Genomic DNA, 16527 nt, shown 5'->3' with positions numbered 1-16527 from the left:
ATTTATCAGGCTATGAGTTTAAATTAAAGGCTACTATTAGCTACCGTGTAGATATATGGCTCGACCTAAGTATAAAATTAATCGCAAAGATTGGCACGACAGCCTAGATTGGCTGTCTTACCAATTAACTTTACCTAAATGGTTAGAGCAACCTAAACACTCTATCCACGATATGGGTATACCTGCCCTCAAAGAGTGTGTTGTTCAATGGCGAGAAGTTTCAAGCCCTTCTGATGAGCTTTGCGAGGCTGCACAAAAAATACTCGACAATGCACTAGAAGCCGAAGATTGGGCTCGACTAAGAAAAGCGCTTTCCGCTAAGAAACGGCGACGTAAAGACAAACGCTTAGATTCGGCACCGATAAATATCACGCTTACACCAGAAGCACACAAGATGTTGCTCGAGTTTAAAGAACTGACAGGCGAAGAAACAATCAGTAGCGCCATCATCGAAGGCTTACGTGCACCTATCCAATCATTAACTCATAGCAGTGCTGAAGCACGGTCAAAACAATTACGCGCGGTTTTAAAATCTTACCGTGCGTCTGAACTGGTGCGCATAGTCGGTGCTTATCTAGGTCGCAGTGATGAGCGTAAAAGCTTAGCGAATTCATGTAAGATTGCGTTTCAGCTGTTTCAGAAAAGACCCGATAAAACGAGCTTTCATATGATTCTTGATCGGTTTATTGAAGATATAGTTTGGAATGAAACGCACTTAAAGGCTTCGCTTTCTGAAATGAATTTAGGCGAATTGGAAGAAAGAATCGCCACTTTATGAATTAAAAGCCGCCGCACGCGGCTATTGAGCTAGATACCTGCTAAAATCCCTCAAATTACCGCAATATTTATCTAACTAAAGGTTTCTATGACAAATAACGATGTGCTCCGCAAAATCCGCTTTATTTATGATTTAAAAGACGACGCTATGATCAAAATATTTTCGCTGGGGGGGCTGAATGTCACCAGAGCTGAAGTGAGTGATTGGTTGAAAAGTGATAAAGATGAAGCTTATAAGGCACTAAAAGACCCAGCTTTAGCGCAGTTTTTAAACGGTTTTATTGTGAAGCTTCGTGGTAAAAAAGAGGGCGCTGAGCCTGTTGTTGAAACTAAGTTAAACAATAACATTGTGCTTAGAAAGCTTAAAATTGCACTTAATCTGCAAGCTGAAGATATACTCGCCACATTGCAATTAGCTGATTTTCGCTTGAGCAAATCTGAGTTAAGCGCATTCTTCCGCAAACCAGACCACCAACATTTTCGCCCGTGTAAAGATCAGGTGCTCAGGAATTTCCTTCAAGGCTTACAAAATAAGCATCGCCCTAAATAGGCGATGCAAGTTGAGGCAGGCTTATTCTTGATCTAATGAAGCATCACCTTCTTTGTAGAGTCTTAAATTGTGTGCGGCGTAGGCTACATTAAAAGCTTGTTGTTGAAACTTTTTTAGCCCTAGAGATGCAAAGTCTGTTTGTAATGGGTTGCGCTTCATCTGGTCTTTAATAACCGAAGGGCTAAATACCTCGACGGGCATATCGAGCAGCTGCAATGCGGCTTCCAGCTTAAAACTGGTGGCACTTCCTGCAAACTTACCTTTTTGCTCGCGCTTTATAATGGCGACGCGTTCAACTTTGTAATCTTCAAATAGTTTTTTGATCGAAAACTGAAAGTCTCGAATACTTTGAGTGTCTTCAGAGTTGGACACGGCGATTTGCCGCTGTCGACTGTCGGGCAGTTCAAAGGCCCCCATGTTATAACCCAAAATACACAAAACAGCTTCGCCGCCTTTCAGTTCAATACCACAAATTCTCATAATAACTCTATACAAGGTTTAAAAGGCTCATTATAGCCAGCCTTTTGGTTTATGTATCGAATCTTGTTAGTATTTTTCTTGTTTAACAAATTGGATATTTTGAATGATGAATAAAGTAGCCTTAGTTACTGGTGGTGGTCGTGGCATTGGCGCTGCAACGGCTTTGAGGTTAGCTAAAGATGGCTACAATATCGTAGTTAACTATGTTTCCAATCTAGAAGCAGCACAGAAAGTCGCCCAACAGGTCTTGGCAATGGGCAATCAAGCTTGGGTAGTGCAAGCCGATGTTGGTGTAGAATCCGATGTTAAACGCATGTATCAAGAAATAGACATAAACTGCGGCCGATTAGACGTGCTAGTAAACAATGCAGGTATTCTTTTTACGCAGAGCCCGGTGGTGTCACTCAACGCGGAAAGAATCAATAAGGTATTACAAACCAACGTTACCGGTCCTTTTTTGTGTTGCATTGAAGCAATCAAGCGAATGTCGACCGAGTATGGCCATGAAGGCGGGGTCATTGTGAACGTTTCTTCAGCGGCCTCAAGAATAGGGGCACCGAATGAATACGTAGATTACGCCGCATCCAAAGGGGCTTTAGATACCTTAACCATTGGGTTGTCATTGGAAGTAGCAAACCAAGGTATTCGTGTTAATTGCGTACGGCCAGGCTTGATCTACACCGAAATGCACGCCAGTGGTGGGGAGCCGGCACGAGTAGACCGTTTAAAGCAAAATCTACCGTTACAACGAGGTGGCCAGCCAGAAGAGGTTGCTGCAGCCATTGCATTTTTGGTCTCAGACGAATCAGCTTATACCACGGGTGCCTTTTTAGAAGTTTCTGGAGGCCGTTAATACCATTAAGACGCTTCTCTTAGCTGGGCAAAACATTCCGCGAAGCAACTAGCAACTGCCGATCGCGGTATATTGCGATGCCTAACCAAATCAATAGTGCTGTACCAATTATCAAGGGGTTATCGGTTGCTGCAATAATTTGCTCACCAAAAGAAACTGTGATGAACATTATGAATAGGTAGTAAGGTAGATTCAGTAAAGCCGAGGCAATTATCAGTTTTGCAGTGCCTTTTTGTAACCCCCAGTTAAAGGTAAAAATGGCTAAACCACTGGAATGAATCATCGCTGGTAGTAGCGTTTTAAAAGACATAGGCTTGGTGATGCGTTCATTAGAATAATAACGGCCTATTGCATAGTTAACGCTAGAGCCAAGAGTTACTGCAATGACCATGGCGGCCGTCAGCAATATGATATCGGTAAACGTTGGACCTGAAAGTATCACTAAGATAGCCGCGATATACTGACCAGGAAAGTAGAGACTTATAACAATAAGTGCCTCTAAGAATATACAAAACACAACCAACCAAAACCATTGATCACCTATACCGTCTCTTAACGATTGCAAGAGCTCGAGCCCGGTGGGAATCCAGCCTTGTGATATCGCCAATGTCATAAACAGAAAAATAGAAAGGATGGCGGTTGGTAATTTAGTGTATTTCATAGTGTGAACATTCTAAGTAGTAGTGACCATTGTACGCGCCTGCTGTAAAAATGGATGTGCAGAAACACTCTTATTTTTGTAAATCAAAGCCGAAACAAGTTAAAAGCCATGGCTCGTTCCATACCAAAGGCCAGCCAAAGTCCGTTTATTCGGTTTCTAGTAGGGCAGAACTGGCGTGGCTAGTTGAACAGTTTACACGCTTAAACTTTGCTTATGTTCAATTTAACGAAATGGTCATCCCGTTTGAAACAAAAGCTTCTGAGAAGGTGCGGAATAAACAACTACCCCTTTATCCTTGTTTGTTCACTACAATTTAGAACACTAAATATTCCAAAGTAAAATATTCTCTAGAACGCCTATAAATAGGGTATTCAAGACATTTTTAAGGTTAGATATCAAAGTATAAACCATCAAAACTACGCCGTTTATTCCAAAACAAACTTGTGTACTCTATAAAATATCCGTTATCATTCTTTTTATATTGAACGTTCAATTAATAAAAAATGAACTTTGACGGAGCACTGATGCCTAAAGTTGGAATGAAACCACTGCGAGAAAGCCAGCTAATAGAAGCCACGCTTTTATCGGTAGAGCAGTATGGTTTTAATAAGACCACCATTAATTCGATTGCTAAAATCGCTGGCGTCTCAACAGGCATCATTAATCATTATTTCGGCGGTAAACAGGGGTTATTAGAAGCCACAGTTCGCTTTTTATTGCAGTCACTTCACGATGAACTCATGAAAGAGCTTCGCAAAATAGATAATAAAGACCCTGTAAAGCGCTTAGAAGCCATCGTAAAAGCAAATTTCGCTCAGGTTCAAACGGCCGATAAAAGCTCAAAAACTTGGCTGGCTTTCTGGACTCAAGCGATGCATGACGAACAATTCTCGGCTTTACAGCAAGTTAACGAACGACGCTTATTATCGAACTTACGTTACTCGTTTAAACAGTTACTGCCCAGTGACCAGGTTGAACAGGCGGCACAAACGACCGCTGCATTGATTGATGGGCTTTGGCTAAGAAGAGCACTGAGTAAACAGCCTATCTCTATCGAAGCCTCCGCAGATTATTGTATTAAATATATTCATTCTCTTATTAATCCCCAGCTATTACAGACCGATGAGGTTGCAAACGCATGAGCACTACCACTTACCAATCCTTTATTGCTGGCCAATATGTAAGCAGTAACAGTAACGAAACCTTTGATGTGATTAACCCTGCTACTGGGTGCGTTGTATATTCTGTTGAACAGGCGAGCCCTGAGCTAGTAGAAGAAGCGGTTCGCAGCGCTCAAGAAGGTTTTAAAGTTTGGTCAGCCATGACAGGCATGGAGCGATCGAGAATTTTATTAAAAGCGGTGGCGTTATTACGCGAGCGCAATGATGAACTAGCCAAAATTGAAGTCATTGATACGGGTAAACCATGGCAAGAAGCCAGTGTGGTAGACGTAGTGACGGGCGCAGATTCAATTGAGTTTTTTGCTGGTTTAGCACCGGCTATTGAGGGAAATCAGCAAGATTTAGGCGGTGATTTTTATTATACCCGTCGCGAGCCTCTAGGCGTTTGTGCGGGAATTGGCGCATGGAACTATCCATTACAAATTGCATGCTGGAAAGCCGCACCTGCATTGGCAGCCGGTAACGCTATGGTGTTTAAGCCATCAGAAGAAACACCCTTAGGTGCCTTAAAGTTAGCCGAAATATTCTATGAAGCGGGTTTACCGGCAGGGGTGTTTAATGTGGTTCAAGGTGATCACCGTGTAGGTGAGTTACTTACGTATCATCAACACATTGCCAAGGTGTCGTTTACAGGTGAAGTAGGTACGGGTAAGAAAGTAATGGCCGCCGCGTCTAGCACACTAAAAGACGTGACCATGGAGTTAGGTGGTAAATCGCCTTTGATTGTTTTTGAAGATGCCGATATAGACGAAGCGGTTTCTGCTGCAATGCTTGGAAACTTTTATACCCAAGGTGAAATTTGCACCAACGGTACCCGTGTATTTGTACACGAATCTATTCAAGAAAAATTCTTAAAGGTACTCGTTGGGCGAATCGAAAAGAACATTGTTGCCGGCAACCCGATGAATGCCGATGTTAACTTTGGCGCACTTATTTCTAAAAAGCATCAAGCGCTTGTGTTGGAATACATCGAAAAAGGTAAAGCAGAAGGCGCTCAATTAGCATGCGGCGGAAGTGCTCTAGCGCCAGAAGATGCACCTAATGGTTACTTTGTAGCCCCCACCGTATTTACTCAATGCACCGATGACATGACGATCGTTCGTGAAGAAATATTTGGTCCGGTTATGTCGGTCTTAAGTTTTAGCACTGAAGAAGAAGTGATTAATCGTGCAAATGATACCCAGCTTGGGTTAGCCGCCGGTGTATTCACGCAAAACATTCAGCGTGCTCACCGAGTCATTCATCAAATTCAAGCGGGCATTTGTTGGATTAATGCCTACGGCAATAGCCCAGCTGAAATGCCAGTTGGCGGATACAAGCAATCGGGCATTGGGCGTGAAAATGGCCTATCAACGCTGAATCATTACACGCAGCAAAAAGCGGTATATGTCGGCATGAACAAAATTGACAGCCCATTTTGAAGGAGCCAACACAATGACAAATGAATTTGATTTCATCATCGTTGGTGCTGGGTCTGCTGGTTGCGTACTGGCAAACCGACTTTCGGAAGACCCAAATAATAAGGTACTGGTGGTAGAAACCGGTGGCAGTGATAAAAGTATTTTTATCCAAATGCCAACAGCGTTGTCTATACCGATGAATACTGAAAAATACGCATGGCAATTTGAAACCGATGCCGAGCCATACCTAGATAACCGAAAAATGCATTGCCCTCGTGGCAAGGTTTTGGGTGGCTCATCTTCTATTAACGGCATGGTCTATGTGCGCGGTCACGCGAAAGACTTTGACGAATGGGCGGAGCAGGGCGCGCATAATTGGGATTATCAACATTGCCTGCCTTACTTTAAAAAGGCTGAAACTTGGTCTTTTGGTGGTGATGAATACCGTGGAGACACAGGGCCTTTAGGCGTAAATAATGGCAATGAGATGAAAAACCCATTGTATATCGCCTTTATTAAAGCCGGAGAACAGGCCGGTTATGAATTCACTAAAGACTATAATGGCGCCCAGCAAGAAGGCTTTGGTGCCATGCACATGACCGTTAAAAATGGTCGTCGCTGGTCTACGGCCAATGCCTATTTACGCCCTGCAATGCAACGTAAGAATTTAACCGTGGTAACACATGCTTTAGTAAAAAAGGTTATTATTGAAGGCAAAATAGCCACTGGGATCGAATACGAACACAAGGGTACGACCAAAACAGCGTTGGCTGCAAAAGAAACCATACTCAGTGCAGGTTCAATTGGGTCTCCGCATATTTTGCAGTTATCAGGTATTGGCAATGCCGATGTTTTAAATAAAGCGGGTATTGAAGTAAAGCATGAACTTAACGGCGTTGGTGAAAACTTACAAGATCATCTTGAGTTCTATTTTCAGTTTAAGTGCAAACAGCCTATTACGTTAAATGGAAAATTAGACCTGTTTAATAAAGGTCTTATTGGGGCTCAATGGTTTTTCACTAAAACTGGTTTAGGTGCCACAAATCACTTTGAAAGCTGCGGTTTTATTCGCTCTAAAGCTGGTGTCGAATGGCCCGATTTGCAGTACCACTTTTTACCAGCCGCTATGCGCTATGATGGCCGAGCAGCCTTTGATGGTCATGGTTTTCAAGTTCATATTGGTCACAACAAGCCTAAAAGCCGTGGCCATGTACATGTGAAGAGTGCGGACCCAAAACAAGCACCTTCAATACAATTTAACTACTTGCAGCACGAAGATGATAGGGAAGGGTTTCGAGACTGTGTGCGTAAAACTCGAGAAATTATCGCGCAGCCAGCTTTTGATGAGTATCGCAATGGAGAAATTCAACCGGGCGAGCAAATTCAAAGCGATGAACAAATAGATGCCTTTGTTCGTGCAAATGTAGAAAGTGCTTATCACCCATCATGCTCGTGTAAAATGGGCGTGGATGACATGGCCGTGGTAGACCCTTCAACCAAAGTTCATGGCATTGAGCGATTGCGCGTTGTCGATTCTTCTATTTTCCCAACTATTCCCAATGGCAATTTGAATGCGCCAACCATTATGGTTGCTGAGCGTGCAGCCGACCTAATATTAAACGGCGACACTCTTCTAGCAGCACAAGTCGCAGTGAAAATGGACGAAAAATGGCAAACCCGTCAACGGCCAAATATAGCCATCAATAATTAGTTTCTACCTAAAAAGGCGGAGGTGAATATGCCTCCGCTGATCGTTCTGATTTGCATTAACGAGTTATGTAAGTCGGATAAAAATTAAGTGTCAAAAAGTAAGGAATAACAATGAAAGCAAAAATGATTCTACCTATTATAGCCGCCAGTGCAGCTATGTCAGTGCAAGCGAACCAATGTGAAACTGTTCGATTCTCTGATGTAGGTTGGACCGATATTACCGCAACGACAGCAATTGCCTCGACCGTTTTAGAAGGTATGGGTTATAAAACCGACACGCAATTGTTATCGGTACCGGTAACTTATAAGTCGTTAGAAAATGGCGATATTGACGTGTTTCTAGGGAACTGGATGCCAACTATGGAAGGCGATATTAAGCCTTACCGTGAAGCGGGCACCGTTGAAACCATTCATAAAAATCTGTCAGGCGCAAAATATACGTTAGCGGTTCCGCAATATGTTTACGATGCTGGCGTGAAAGATTTTAGCGACATTGCTAAGTATGCCGATAAATTCGACAGTGAAATCTTCGGAATCGAGCCTGGTAATGATGGTAATCGTTTAATTCAATCTATGATTGATCAAAACGCATTTGGCTTAAAAGATTTTGAAGTCGTTGAATCGAGTGAAGCGGGCATGTTGTCTCAAGTTAAGCGTGCGACAAAACGTAATAACTGGGTTGTATTCTTAGGTTGGGAGCCACACCCAATGAACGCAAACTTTGACCTTGCGTACCTAAGCGGCGGTGACGATTTCTTTGGACCTGATTTTGGCGGTGCCAGTGTTTATACCAACGTTCGTAAAGGCTACACCCAAGAGTGCGCTAACGTTGGCAAATTACTGACTAACTTAACCTTCACGCTTTCAGCTGAAAACGAAGTAATGGCGAGTATTTTGAATGATGGTCAAAAGCCAAACGTAGCCGCTAAAAACTGGTTACAAGCAAATGAGTCTGTATTAGTAGATTGGTTAGACGGCGTAAGTACCCTAGATGGTAAGCCAGCGCTTGCAGAAGTAAAAGCACACATCGCAAAATAACTGCCCTTGATTTAGGTTGGCCACCTAGCCAACCTAGCAACGTTTCACAAACAAAGAATAGTAAATAATGAGTTTTATTACTGAAAACAAATTGCCTATTGGTCATTGGGCAGAATACTTAATGGATGGTTTGATTAATATCAGCGGTTCATTTTTTGACGCAATTTCACTGGTTTTAGACACGATGATAGAAGGCTTAGTTGATGGTTTATCCATGCTACCGCCTTGGCTATTTATTGGCATTGTTGCGGGGTTAGTATACTGGCGACAGCGCAATAAAGGCGTCACTCTGTTCTTTATTTTAGCCTTACTGTTAATTTGGAATTTGGGCTATTGGGAAGAATCAATCGAGACTTTTTCATTGATTGTTTATGCAACCACCTTATGCGTGTTGATTGGCGTGCCCATTGGCATTGCTGCAGCTCATAGACCTTGGTTATTTAGAACATTACGCCCGATTCTAGATTTAATGCAAACCATTCCGCCTTTTGTTTATTTAATTCCTGCCTTAACTCTATTTGGCTTGGGTGTAGTGCCGGGTTTAATTTCAACCATCGTGTTTGCTATTGCTGCTCCGATTCGTCTGACGTATTTGGGCATTTCAGAAGTACCGAAAGAGTTGCTAGAAGCCGGGCGTGCCTTCGGTTGTACCAACCGAAACTTACTATTAAAAGTTGAGATTCCTGCGGCCATTTCTAGCATTCGAGCCGGTATTACACAATGTATTATGTTGAGCTTATCGATGGTGGTTATTTCGGCCTTAGTAGGGGCTGATGGCTTAGGGAAGCCAGTAGTACGTGCGTTAAATACGGTGGATATTGCAACGGGTTTCGAAGCAGGGCTGGCCATTGTATTAGTGGCAATCATGTTAGACCGACTCTTTAAAACCAAATAAAGGCAGAACATAATGATTGAATTTAAAAATGTTGATGTTGTCTTTGGCAAGCAACCTGAACGCGCACTACCATTGATGGACAGCGGACAATCTATTCAGCAAATTCAAGAATCTACTGGTTTAACGGCGGCAGTTAGAAACGTTAGCTTGAGTGTCGGTAAAGGTGAAATTTGCGTCCTTATGGGTTTATCGGGCTCAGGCAAATCCAGTTTATTAAGAACTGCGAACGGCTTAAACTCGGTTGCACGTGGTCAAGTGTTTATTGAAACAGAAAACGGCAAACAAAACTTCCACGAGCTCAATGAAGAAGATAAACGAAACGCTCGCATGAACCGAATCACTATGGTGTTTCAAAAGTTTGCACTTATGCCTTGGCTAACCGTTGCAGAAAATGTTGGCTTTGGTTTGGAGCAAAAAGGGCTAGACAAAGCTACGGTTAAAGCCAAAGCATTAGAACAGCTAGAGCTAGTAGGGCTAGCAGAGTGGGCTGATAGCAAGCCGCATCAGCTTTCTGGCGGTATGCAGCAACGCGTAGGTTTGGCTCGTGCCTTTGCAATGGAAACCGACATTATATTAATGGACGAACCATTTTCAGCATTAGACCCGCTTATTCGAACTCAACTGCAAGATGAATTGCTTCGATTACAAGAAAAACTCAATAAGACGGTTATTTTTGTGAGCCACGATTTAGACGAAGCCCTAAAACTGGGTAACCACATCGCCATCATGAAAGACGGTGAAGTAGTGCAACACGATACACCAGAAAACATTGTGATGAAGCCGGCTACCGATTATGTACGCGACTTTGTAGCCCACATCAACCCTGTAAACGTGGTAAATGCCCAGTCTTTAATGCGACCCATGGCCGACATAAAACAAGAAAATGATGAATACTGCCTAAGCCAGCGTGATGACGTTTGGCTATCCATGGCTGATAATCTTTCCGATGCCTTTATTCGTTATGGTGATCAAAAAACACCGGTTAAATACTGGCAAATTAGCGATGAACAAAGTATAGAAGGGCTAGATAAATCGGCTGTATTAATAGTACCGCTCGATACTAAAATGCAAGACGTAATGGCATTGAGATACCAAAGCGGGCACGCCGTACTGGTAGAATCGCAAGGTGAACTTGTGGGTTATATTGGTGATCGTGAAATATACCATGCCATGCTCGGTAAATTAATGGACGCCAACGACTAATTGCATTATTCACACTAAAAGCCACCAATTAAGGTGGCTTTTTTATTTTAAGTATTTAAATAGGACAGCATACAAAATGCTTAAGAGCAGTTTAGTTTGGCTATTTTATTTTACTTATATGGTAAAAAATTCTGGGATATTAAGTAATGCATTGCCATCTGAGGTAAGTAACATTGTACGATTACTTCGGTTGATCAGTTTAAGAGCGGTTTATTCTTCTAAGGTTTTAATCGCAATGCTCAGGGCAGGTAGGACTATCCCTAAATTTTGATAGAAACTATAAAATATATCTTTTCAAAAGTTTTTAGTAAGGTGGCTCTAACAAATAAACTAAAGCAATAGGAATTAAACATGCCTCGCACCCACTTCGATTGGAAAGACCCATTCTTGATTAATAGCCAAATTACAAATGACGAGCTTATGATCATGGAAGCCGCGCGCGATTATTGTCAGGGCGAGCTATTACCTAGAGCACAAATGGCCAACCGTGAAGAGCATTTCGATGCCAACATTATGAAAGAGTTAGGCGCATTAGGTATGTTAGGTGCAACTTTGCCAGCGCAATATGGTGGTGCCGATGCCACTTACGTCGCTTATGGCTTGATCGCCCGAGAAGTAGAGCGGGTAGATAGCGGTTACCGCTCTGTTATGAGTGTTCAATCTTCCCTAGTTATGCACCCCATTTATGACTACGGCAGTGAAGAACAGCGCATGAAGTATCTCCCAAAATTAGCGAGCGGAGAATTTGTAGGTTGCTTTGGCTTAACCGAGCCCGATGCTGGTTCTGACCCTGCAAGCATGCGAGCTAAAGCCGTTAAGACCGACAATGGCTACATTTTAAACGGTGCAAAGATGTGGATCACGAATTCGCCCATTGCCGATGTATTCGTTGTTTGGGCCAAACTAGAGGATGAGATTCGCGGATTTATACTTGAGCGCGATATGAATGGTTTAAGCACACCTAAAATTGAGGGCAAATTTAGTTTGAGAGCCTCAACAACGGGTGAAATTGTCATGGAAGACGTATTTGTGCCTGAAGCCAATATATTTCCTAAAGTTACTGGATTAAAAGGTCCGTTTGGTTGTTTAAATAAAGCTCGCTACGGCATTGCATGGGGCTCAATGGGCGCCGCTGAAGCTTGCTGGCATGCGGCACAATCGTATGTCATGGAACGTGTTCAGTTTGGAAAACCATTAGCCGCTACACAGCTGATTCAAAAGAAATTGGCCGACATGCAAACTGAGATTAGCTTAGGATTGCAAGGTGCATTACGCATGGGTCAATTAATGGACAACGGTGCTTGCCCAGTCGAACTCATTTCACTCATGAAACGTAATAACACAGGTAAAGCATTGGATATCGCACGAGTCGCTCGTGATATGCACGGCGGAAACGGAATCAGTGATGAATACGGCGTTATACGTCATGTAATGAACCTAGAAGCTGTGAATACCTACGAGGGTACGCACGATGTACATGCGCTTATTCTCGGGCGTGCACAAACGGGTCTTCAGGCGTTTTTCTAATGGTTGAGTCTATCGCAAAGTCGGCGTTAGCTGGCATTAAAGTATTGGATCTAAATTGCTGGTTGACTATGCTCTTAGCAATACCGCCAGCTGATCGACTAGCTCAGCCCAGTCAGAATCTTCATTAATCGATTCTTTTAAAAAACTGGCCTGATTAGGCTTCCAAAAAGGCGCTTTTTCTATTGCAACGCCAGCATCGAGTCTATGAGTAGAAACGAAACGTTCAATATCTTCATTTGAAGCCGAAAGACCTAATTGCTCAAATAGTGATGCCATGTGGCTGTGATCCGTGGTATCCATTTTTGCTCCTCTTTAAGATTGTAGCAGGTCGACTTAGTGTAGTAGTTTGCTAGCAATTATGCAGATTCCATTTAAATAGATAGTAATAGTGCAGCTTATACTTTCCTTTCCTTACCACTCTCTGCTCTCTTTTTGTTTTCTGACTGCACGTATACAGTATCTGTTGTGGCCATGCTCGAGTGCCCTAAATCGTCCGATAAATCTTTCATGTCACGGCCACGCTCAATCTCCATGCTAGCGCCTGTATGCCTTAGCCAATGCGTAGAGGATTCTTTTAGTTGTTGCGATTCCTCCACACCTTTTTCTTTGACCATTTTGTCATGAGCGATATCGAACAGTTCTTGTATTAACCGTGTTAACTGACGAGAAGTTGGGCTGCCAGGGCCGCGTAGTTTAAATATAATAGGCGAGGGCTCATTGGGTGAGGGCAGTGATGGTAAACTTTGACTGGCTCGATAACGACGTAAATAGTCTAAATAGCTAGCAGGTACCGATACATCGCGTATTTTGCGCCCTTTTCCATAAACTTTTAGCCACCAATTACCGTCGTGATCTTTCCAAAAATCGCCCATAGTTGGGCTCCATTCATCCCGATCAGACAGTTCTGAAATACGTAAAAACAGAGTTTTTAATGTAATAATTAAAAATAAACTGCGTTCATAAAAAGCATCGTTATCGGCTAAATCTATTGCGGTTGTTAGCACATAAGCCCATTGATCTTCAGATAAGCGCTTTATTTTCTTAACCTGAGCGTCTTTGATGAAATACCGGCAGTCTTTTTTGGCTAATGGCACTGGGTTGCCTATAAGGTATTCTTCATCAATCAAATGCTTAAAAAAGGCATTATTTGCTGTAAATAAAGATGCGAGCGACTGTTGTGACGGACGGTATTTAGACTTATCGGCCTTTATTTTAGACGCTTTCGGAGTAGAAACCTTATAAGGCATCCATTTCTCGTTAACTAGGAATCTACCTTCAGATAGTACGAATCGATCGTAGTTGTTAAAAGCCATCCAATGTTTTGGCGGGCTCCAGAAAAAATCGATGTATTCGAGAATATCCGATTTCCTGAGTGATTCTAAAGGCGATTGCTTAACCAAAAAGCACCAAAGCAACAGCTTTTCAATTTCACTGCGAAAGCGCGTAAAGGTGTTTTTTGACTTATTGCGGTTGATGTAGGCTAAAAAATCAAAAGCTTGCTGCCAATCTTTAAGTTTCCAAGCTTCATTTAAAACAGGCTCAATATTTGGATAGTCACGCATATCAAATTGTTTAAAATCGTCTTGCTTAGGAAACAACGGCGTTGGGTTATCGATTTTCATAGGCATCAAGATCACTAATTGGTCTGTAAGCTATTCTAACGGGCATATTACCTTATGTCGAGTACTGAACAGTATCGGAAATAATAGCAGAGGTTAGATACCCTGTTTCAGTTACAAGCTAAGTACTTATGACAATTCAAGTTTTAAAACCTTTTCAAATGAAACCTATTTAGTTTAGCGCCTTAGACTCTTAAGCTTTTCCGACAATATCGGCTATGCCAGATAATGACAATGAACTTCGCATGGCCGCATCATTATGATTGCGAACTAAAATTGCAGGTATACCACATAGCTCAGCGCCTTCAACATCAGCCTTATAATTATCGCCAATCATCCATATTTTTGATTGCACATTAACTCTATCTTTTGCAGCTTCATAAATTGCTTTGTTTGGCTTCTCAAAACCTACGTTGGCGGAGGTTATTATTTCATCAAAATATTGAGTTAAATCCAATTTATGTACAAGTGACGGTAATTCTGGAACATGGTTGCTTAGTATTATTTGCTTCCAACCCAATTCAGTCAGTTTTAAAAGACAACCCTTTACATCATCATAAACCGTCCAGTATTCTGGGTTAAGGTACTCATCCTTAACTAAGCCAGATAATTTTTTTGCGTCATTCGATGCTAATCCCACATTTATATGAGCACTGCTAAATACTCGTTGCATTTCAGCCCACCAATCATCAGCGCTTCGACTACCGTAATTCTTTAGTGGCTCATGCCAAGGAAATCAATTTTTTAGATGCGGCCGAATATCGTCTATTTTTATTTCAGATTCAGGGAAATATCTTTGAACTAAGTTTACTAACGCGCCAGACCACATTCCTTGTCGGCTCGCTAAAGTGCCGTCAAAATCCCAAAATATCACACTCATTAAATTCCCCTTTTGCATTGTATAGCTTTTATAATATGGGTTAAAAACAAACCATACAAACATTATCAGACTGCTCATAGCGCCTTACAAAATCCTCCACTTTCTTACAGTTTTTCCCTAATCGACATTGTTTTTAATGGTCAAAGTGAATAGCATTCTGGCGATTTAATTTAGACAACAACAATAAGGAAACAAAATGGAAGCATTTATTTCTACGCTCAATGGGTTTATTTGGAGCGAAGCTCTTATATACCTTTGCCTAGGCGCAGGCTTATTCTATTCAATATTAACGCGTTTTGGTCAGGTTCGGCATTTTAAAGAAATGTGGAAGCTGCTGCTAAATGGCAATACGTCTGAAAAAGGTATTTCTTCTTTCCAGGCGTTGGCGGTTTCTCTATCGGGTCGCGTAGGTGTTGGTAACATTGCCGGTGTGGCCGCGGCCATTGGCTTTGGTGGTCCTGGTGCTATTTTTTGGATGTGGGTCGTTGCCTTTTTAGGGGCCAGTACGGCTTATGTTGAATCGACTTTAGGTCAGCTATATAAAGTTGAAGAAGAAGGTGAATACCGCGGCGGCCCTGCCTATTATTTTGAGCGTTGCTTAGGCTGGCGTTGGTTAGGGGTTGTTTTTGCAATCTCTGCAATTATAGCTTGCGGAATTTTTCTACCCGGCGTTCAAGCCAATGCAGTTGGTAACGCTGTTACGCAAATATTTGGTGGTGGCAATATTGTTTCTACTGCTTTTGGCGATGTTGGATCGCATAAGCTAGTGGCTTTGGCGATTATTTTACTGGTATTGGGTTTCATTATATTTGGTGGCATTAAGCGCATTGCTTCATTTACGCAAGTCGTTGTTCCTTTTATGGCACTAGGCTACATCATCATGGCCTTGATCATTGTATTCTTAAACTTCGATAAAGTGCCTGGCATTTTTGCGTTAATATTCAGCGATGCTTTTTCTGCGCAAGCCGGTTTTGGTGCCGCCATTGGTTGGGGTGTTAAGCGTGGCATCTATTCTAATGAGGCAGGTCAAGGTACAGGGCCACATGCAGCCGCTGCAGCAGAGGTAGACCACCCTTCTCAGCAAGGTTTAGTTCAGGCATTTTCTGTTTACGTCGATACTCTTTTCGTATGTACTGCAACGGCATTAATGATTTTAATCACTCAGCAATACAACGTTGTTGGCACACTATCCGATGGCTCGTTCATTATTCAACATATTGATGCATCAACTGAAATTGGTTCAGCTGCCTTTACGCAAATGGCTTTATACAGTGTATTTGGGCAGTTTGGTCAAGTGTTCGTTGGCATCGCCTTATTTTTCTTTGCGTTTACGACGATTTTGGCTTACTACTACATTACCGAAACCAACGTTGTGTATTTGAATCGATTACTCAACAATCGTTTGCCTTCTATGGTTTTCAAATTCCTTATTATGTTTATGGTCGCTTACGGCACCGTTAACAGTGCCGGCTACATATGGAACTTAGGAGATGTTGGCGTTGGCTTAATGGCTTGGGTAAACATCGTCGGCATCTTAGTTATTTTCATGATGTATAAGCCAACTATGCGTTGCCTGAAAGATTACGAAGACCAGAAAAAAGCAGGCGGACCAATTACGTTTGACCCAGTAAAACTAGGCATTAAAAACGCAACTTTTTGGGAAAATCGATTAAAGCAAAAAGAAAAAGCTTAGTAGAAAACTATTCAGCCCACGGCCAACAATCGGAAGTGGGCATGTTTTTTTTCGCTCAAC

General features: G+C 42.3%; 19 protein-coding genes. 13 read left to right on the top strand and 6 right to left on the bottom strand.

What is annotated here, in order from left to right:
• The first annotated feature begins 55 nt into the window (after nucleotides 1-55).
• Complete coding sequence (locus QWZ13_RS11260) at nucleotides 56-778, top strand: hypothetical protein (RefSeq protein WP_215999666.1); 723 nt, start codon at nucleotides 56-58, stop codon at nucleotides 776-778.
• 87 nt (nucleotides 779-865) lie between these two features.
• Nucleotides 866-1327: a YehS family protein gene (locus QWZ13_RS11255; RefSeq protein ID WP_290281857.1), complete on the top strand. Its 462-nt coding sequence runs from the start codon at nucleotides 866-868 to the stop codon at nucleotides 1325-1327.
• A 21-nt stretch (nucleotides 1328-1348) separates the two neighbouring features.
• On the opposite strand, the gene QWZ13_RS11250 is transcribed toward QWZ13_RS11255, so the two are convergent.
• Complete coding sequence (locus QWZ13_RS11250) at nucleotides 1349-1807, bottom strand: DUF3010 family protein (protein WP_215999664.1); 459 nt, start codon at nucleotides 1805-1807, stop codon at nucleotides 1349-1351.
• A 103-nt stretch (nucleotides 1808-1910) separates the two neighbouring features.
• Between QWZ13_RS11250 and QWZ13_RS11245 the strand changes: the two genes are divergently transcribed.
• Nucleotides 1911-2660, top strand: coding sequence for a glucose 1-dehydrogenase (locus QWZ13_RS11245; RefSeq protein WP_435407021.1), 750 nt, complete (start codon nucleotides 1911-1913; stop codon nucleotides 2658-2660).
• Between the two features lie 19 nt (nucleotides 2661-2679).
• Here QWZ13_RS11245 and QWZ13_RS11240 read toward each other — a convergent pair whose 3' ends face one another.
• Entirely contained in the window at nucleotides 2680-3321 is a 642-nt protein-coding gene (locus QWZ13_RS11240; protein WP_290281856.1) for an SNARE-associated domain-containing protein, read from the bottom strand.
• A 29-nt stretch (nucleotides 3322-3350) separates the two neighbouring features.
• On the opposite strand from QWZ13_RS11240, the gene QWZ13_RS11235 reads away from it, so the two are divergent.
• The 9 genes from QWZ13_RS11235 (at nucleotide 3351) to QWZ13_RS11195 (ending at nucleotide 12275) form a co-directional block, all read left to right on the top strand.
• Complete coding sequence (locus QWZ13_RS11235) at nucleotides 3351-3638, top strand: hypothetical protein (protein ID WP_290281855.1); 288 nt, start codon at nucleotides 3351-3353, stop codon at nucleotides 3636-3638.
• A 186-nt stretch (nucleotides 3639-3824) separates the two neighbouring features.
• Complete coding sequence (betI, locus tag QWZ13_RS11230; protein ID WP_290281854.1) at nucleotides 3825-4463, top strand: transcriptional regulator BetI; 639 nt, start codon at nucleotides 3825-3827, stop codon at nucleotides 4461-4463.
• Nucleotides 4460-5923 carry a betaine-aldehyde dehydrogenase gene (betB, locus tag QWZ13_RS11225; protein ID WP_290281853.1) on the top strand — a complete coding sequence of 488 codons (1464 nt, stop codon included), beginning with the start codon at nucleotides 4460-4462 and terminating at the stop codon, nucleotides 5921-5923. Before betI ends, betB begins: the two co-directional genes overlap by 4 nt.
• Before the next feature lie 13 nt (nucleotides 5924-5936).
• Nucleotides 5937-7613 carry a choline dehydrogenase gene (gene betA, locus QWZ13_RS11220; protein ID WP_290283343.1) on the top strand — a complete coding sequence of 559 codons (1677 nt, stop codon included), beginning with the start codon at nucleotides 5937-5939 and terminating at the stop codon, nucleotides 7611-7613.
• A 110-nt stretch (nucleotides 7614-7723) separates the two neighbouring features.
• Complete coding sequence (locus QWZ13_RS11215) at nucleotides 7724-8650, top strand: choline ABC transporter substrate-binding protein (RefSeq protein ID WP_377362127.1); 927 nt, start codon at nucleotides 7724-7726, stop codon at nucleotides 8648-8650.
• Nucleotides 8651-8717: 67 nt separating this feature from the next.
• A complete protein-coding gene (gene choW, locus QWZ13_RS11210) occupies nucleotides 8718-9545 on the top strand; it encodes a choline ABC transporter permease subunit (protein WP_290281852.1) in 828 nt (275 codons plus the stop codon).
• 12 nt (nucleotides 9546-9557) lie between these two features.
• On the top strand, nucleotides 9558-10748 hold the full coding sequence (gene choV / locus QWZ13_RS11205; RefSeq protein ID WP_290281851.1) for a choline ABC transporter ATP-binding protein: 1191 nt from the start codon (nucleotides 9558-9560) through the stop codon (nucleotides 10746-10748).
• 76 nt (nucleotides 10749-10824) lie between these two features.
• Nucleotides 10825-11019, top strand: a complete 195-nt coding sequence (locus QWZ13_RS11200) for a hypothetical protein (protein WP_290281850.1) — start codon at nucleotides 10825-10827, stop codon at nucleotides 11017-11019.
• A gap of 80 nt (nucleotides 11020-11099) precedes the next feature.
• Nucleotides 11100-12275 (top strand): acyl-CoA dehydrogenase, encoded by a 1176-nt coding sequence (locus tag QWZ13_RS11195; protein ID WP_290281849.1) that lies wholly within the window; start codon nucleotides 11100-11102, stop codon nucleotides 12273-12275.
• A gap of 66 nt (nucleotides 12276-12341) precedes the next feature.
• On the opposite strand, the gene QWZ13_RS11190 is transcribed toward QWZ13_RS11195, so the two are convergent.
• From QWZ13_RS11190 to QWZ13_RS11175, 4 genes are all read right to left on the bottom strand, one after another.
• A complete protein-coding gene (locus tag QWZ13_RS11190) occupies nucleotides 12342-12575 on the bottom strand; it encodes a DUF2789 domain-containing protein (RefSeq protein ID WP_290281848.1) in 234 nt (77 codons plus the stop codon).
• A gap of 95 nt (nucleotides 12576-12670) precedes the next feature.
• Nucleotides 12671-13903, bottom strand: coding sequence for a tyrosine-type recombinase/integrase (locus QWZ13_RS11185; protein ID WP_290281847.1), 1233 nt, complete (start codon nucleotides 13901-13903; stop codon nucleotides 12671-12673).
• Between the two features lie 184 nt (nucleotides 13904-14087).
• Nucleotides 14088-14567: an HAD family hydrolase gene (locus QWZ13_RS11180; protein ID WP_290281846.1), complete on the bottom strand. Its 480-nt coding sequence runs from the start codon at nucleotides 14565-14567 to the stop codon at nucleotides 14088-14090.
• A 63-nt stretch (nucleotides 14568-14630) separates the two neighbouring features.
• Nucleotides 14631-14774 carry a hypothetical protein gene (locus tag QWZ13_RS11175; RefSeq protein WP_290281845.1) on the bottom strand — a complete coding sequence of 48 codons (144 nt, stop codon included), beginning with the start codon at nucleotides 14772-14774 and terminating at the stop codon, nucleotides 14631-14633.
• Nucleotides 14775-14970: 196 nt separating this feature from the next.
• On the opposite strand from QWZ13_RS11175, the gene QWZ13_RS11170 reads away from it, so the two are divergent.
• Nucleotides 14971-16467, top strand: coding sequence for an alanine/glycine:cation symporter family protein (locus QWZ13_RS11170; protein ID WP_290281844.1), 1497 nt, complete (start codon nucleotides 14971-14973; stop codon nucleotides 16465-16467).
• The last annotated feature ends 60 nt before the right edge of the window (nucleotides 16468-16527 follow it).

This window comes from Reinekea marina (assembly GCF_030409715.1).
GTDB lineage: Bacteria > Pseudomonadota > Gammaproteobacteria > Pseudomonadales > Natronospirillaceae > Reinekea > Reinekea marina.
Note: the sequence above shows the minus strand (reverse complement) of the source record. Positions and strands in the feature narration are given on the sequence as shown.

Excerpts from the sequence above, each read along its gene's own strand:
- QWZ13_RS11245 (WP_435407021.1), top strand. The coding sequence starts at position 1,911 with ATGATGAATAAAGTAGCCTTAGTTACTGGTGGTGGTCGTGGCATTGGC.
- betI (WP_290281854.1), top strand. The coding sequence starts at position 3,825 with ATGAACTTTGACGGAGCACTGATGCCTAAAGTTGGAATGAAACCACTG.
- QWZ13_RS11175 (WP_290281845.1), bottom strand. The coding sequence starts at position 14,774 with ATGAGTGTGATATTTTGGGATTTTGACGGCACTTTAGCGAGCCGACAA.
- QWZ13_RS11215 (WP_377362127.1), top strand. The coding sequence starts at position 7,724 with ATGAAAGCAAAAATGATTCTACCTATTATAGCCGCCAGTGCAGCTATG.
- QWZ13_RS11200 (WP_290281850.1), top strand. The coding sequence starts at position 10,825 with ATGCTTAAGAGCAGTTTAGTTTGGCTATTTTATTTTACTTATATGGTA.
- QWZ13_RS11190 (WP_290281848.1), bottom strand. The coding sequence starts at position 12,575 with ATGGATACCACGGATCACAGCCACATGGCATCACTATTTGAGCAATTA.
- betB (WP_290281853.1), top strand. The coding sequence starts at position 4,460 with ATGAGCACTACCACTTACCAATCCTTTATTGCTGGCCAATATGTAAGC.
- choV (WP_290281851.1), top strand. The coding sequence starts at position 9,558 with ATGATTGAATTTAAAAATGTTGATGTTGTCTTTGGCAAGCAACCTGAA.
- choW (WP_290281852.1), top strand. The coding sequence starts at position 8,718 with ATGAGTTTTATTACTGAAAACAAATTGCCTATTGGTCATTGGGCAGAA.
- QWZ13_RS11255 (WP_290281857.1), top strand. The coding sequence starts at position 866 with ATGACAAATAACGATGTGCTCCGCAAAATCCGCTTTATTTATGATTTA.
- QWZ13_RS11250 (WP_215999664.1), bottom strand. The coding sequence starts at position 1,807 with ATGAGAATTTGTGGTATTGAACTGAAAGGCGGCGAAGCTGTTTTGTGT.
- QWZ13_RS11185 (WP_290281847.1), bottom strand. The coding sequence starts at position 13,903 with ATGCCTATGAAAATCGATAACCCAACGCCGTTGTTTCCTAAGCAAGAC.
- QWZ13_RS11180 (WP_290281846.1), bottom strand. The coding sequence starts at position 14,567 with ATGCAACGAGTATTTAGCAGTGCTCATATAAATGTGGGATTAGCATCG.
- QWZ13_RS11260 (WP_215999666.1), top strand. The coding sequence starts at position 56 with ATGGCTCGACCTAAGTATAAAATTAATCGCAAAGATTGGCACGACAGC.
- QWZ13_RS11195 (WP_290281849.1), top strand. The coding sequence starts at position 11,100 with ATGCCTCGCACCCACTTCGATTGGAAAGACCCATTCTTGATTAATAGC.
- QWZ13_RS11170 (WP_290281844.1), top strand. The coding sequence starts at position 14,971 with ATGGAAGCATTTATTTCTACGCTCAATGGGTTTATTTGGAGCGAAGCT.
- QWZ13_RS11240 (WP_290281856.1), bottom strand. The coding sequence starts at position 3,321 with ATGAAATACACTAAATTACCAACCGCCATCCTTTCTATTTTTCTGTTT.
- betA (WP_290283343.1), top strand. The coding sequence starts at position 5,937 with ATGACAAATGAATTTGATTTCATCATCGTTGGTGCTGGGTCTGCTGGT.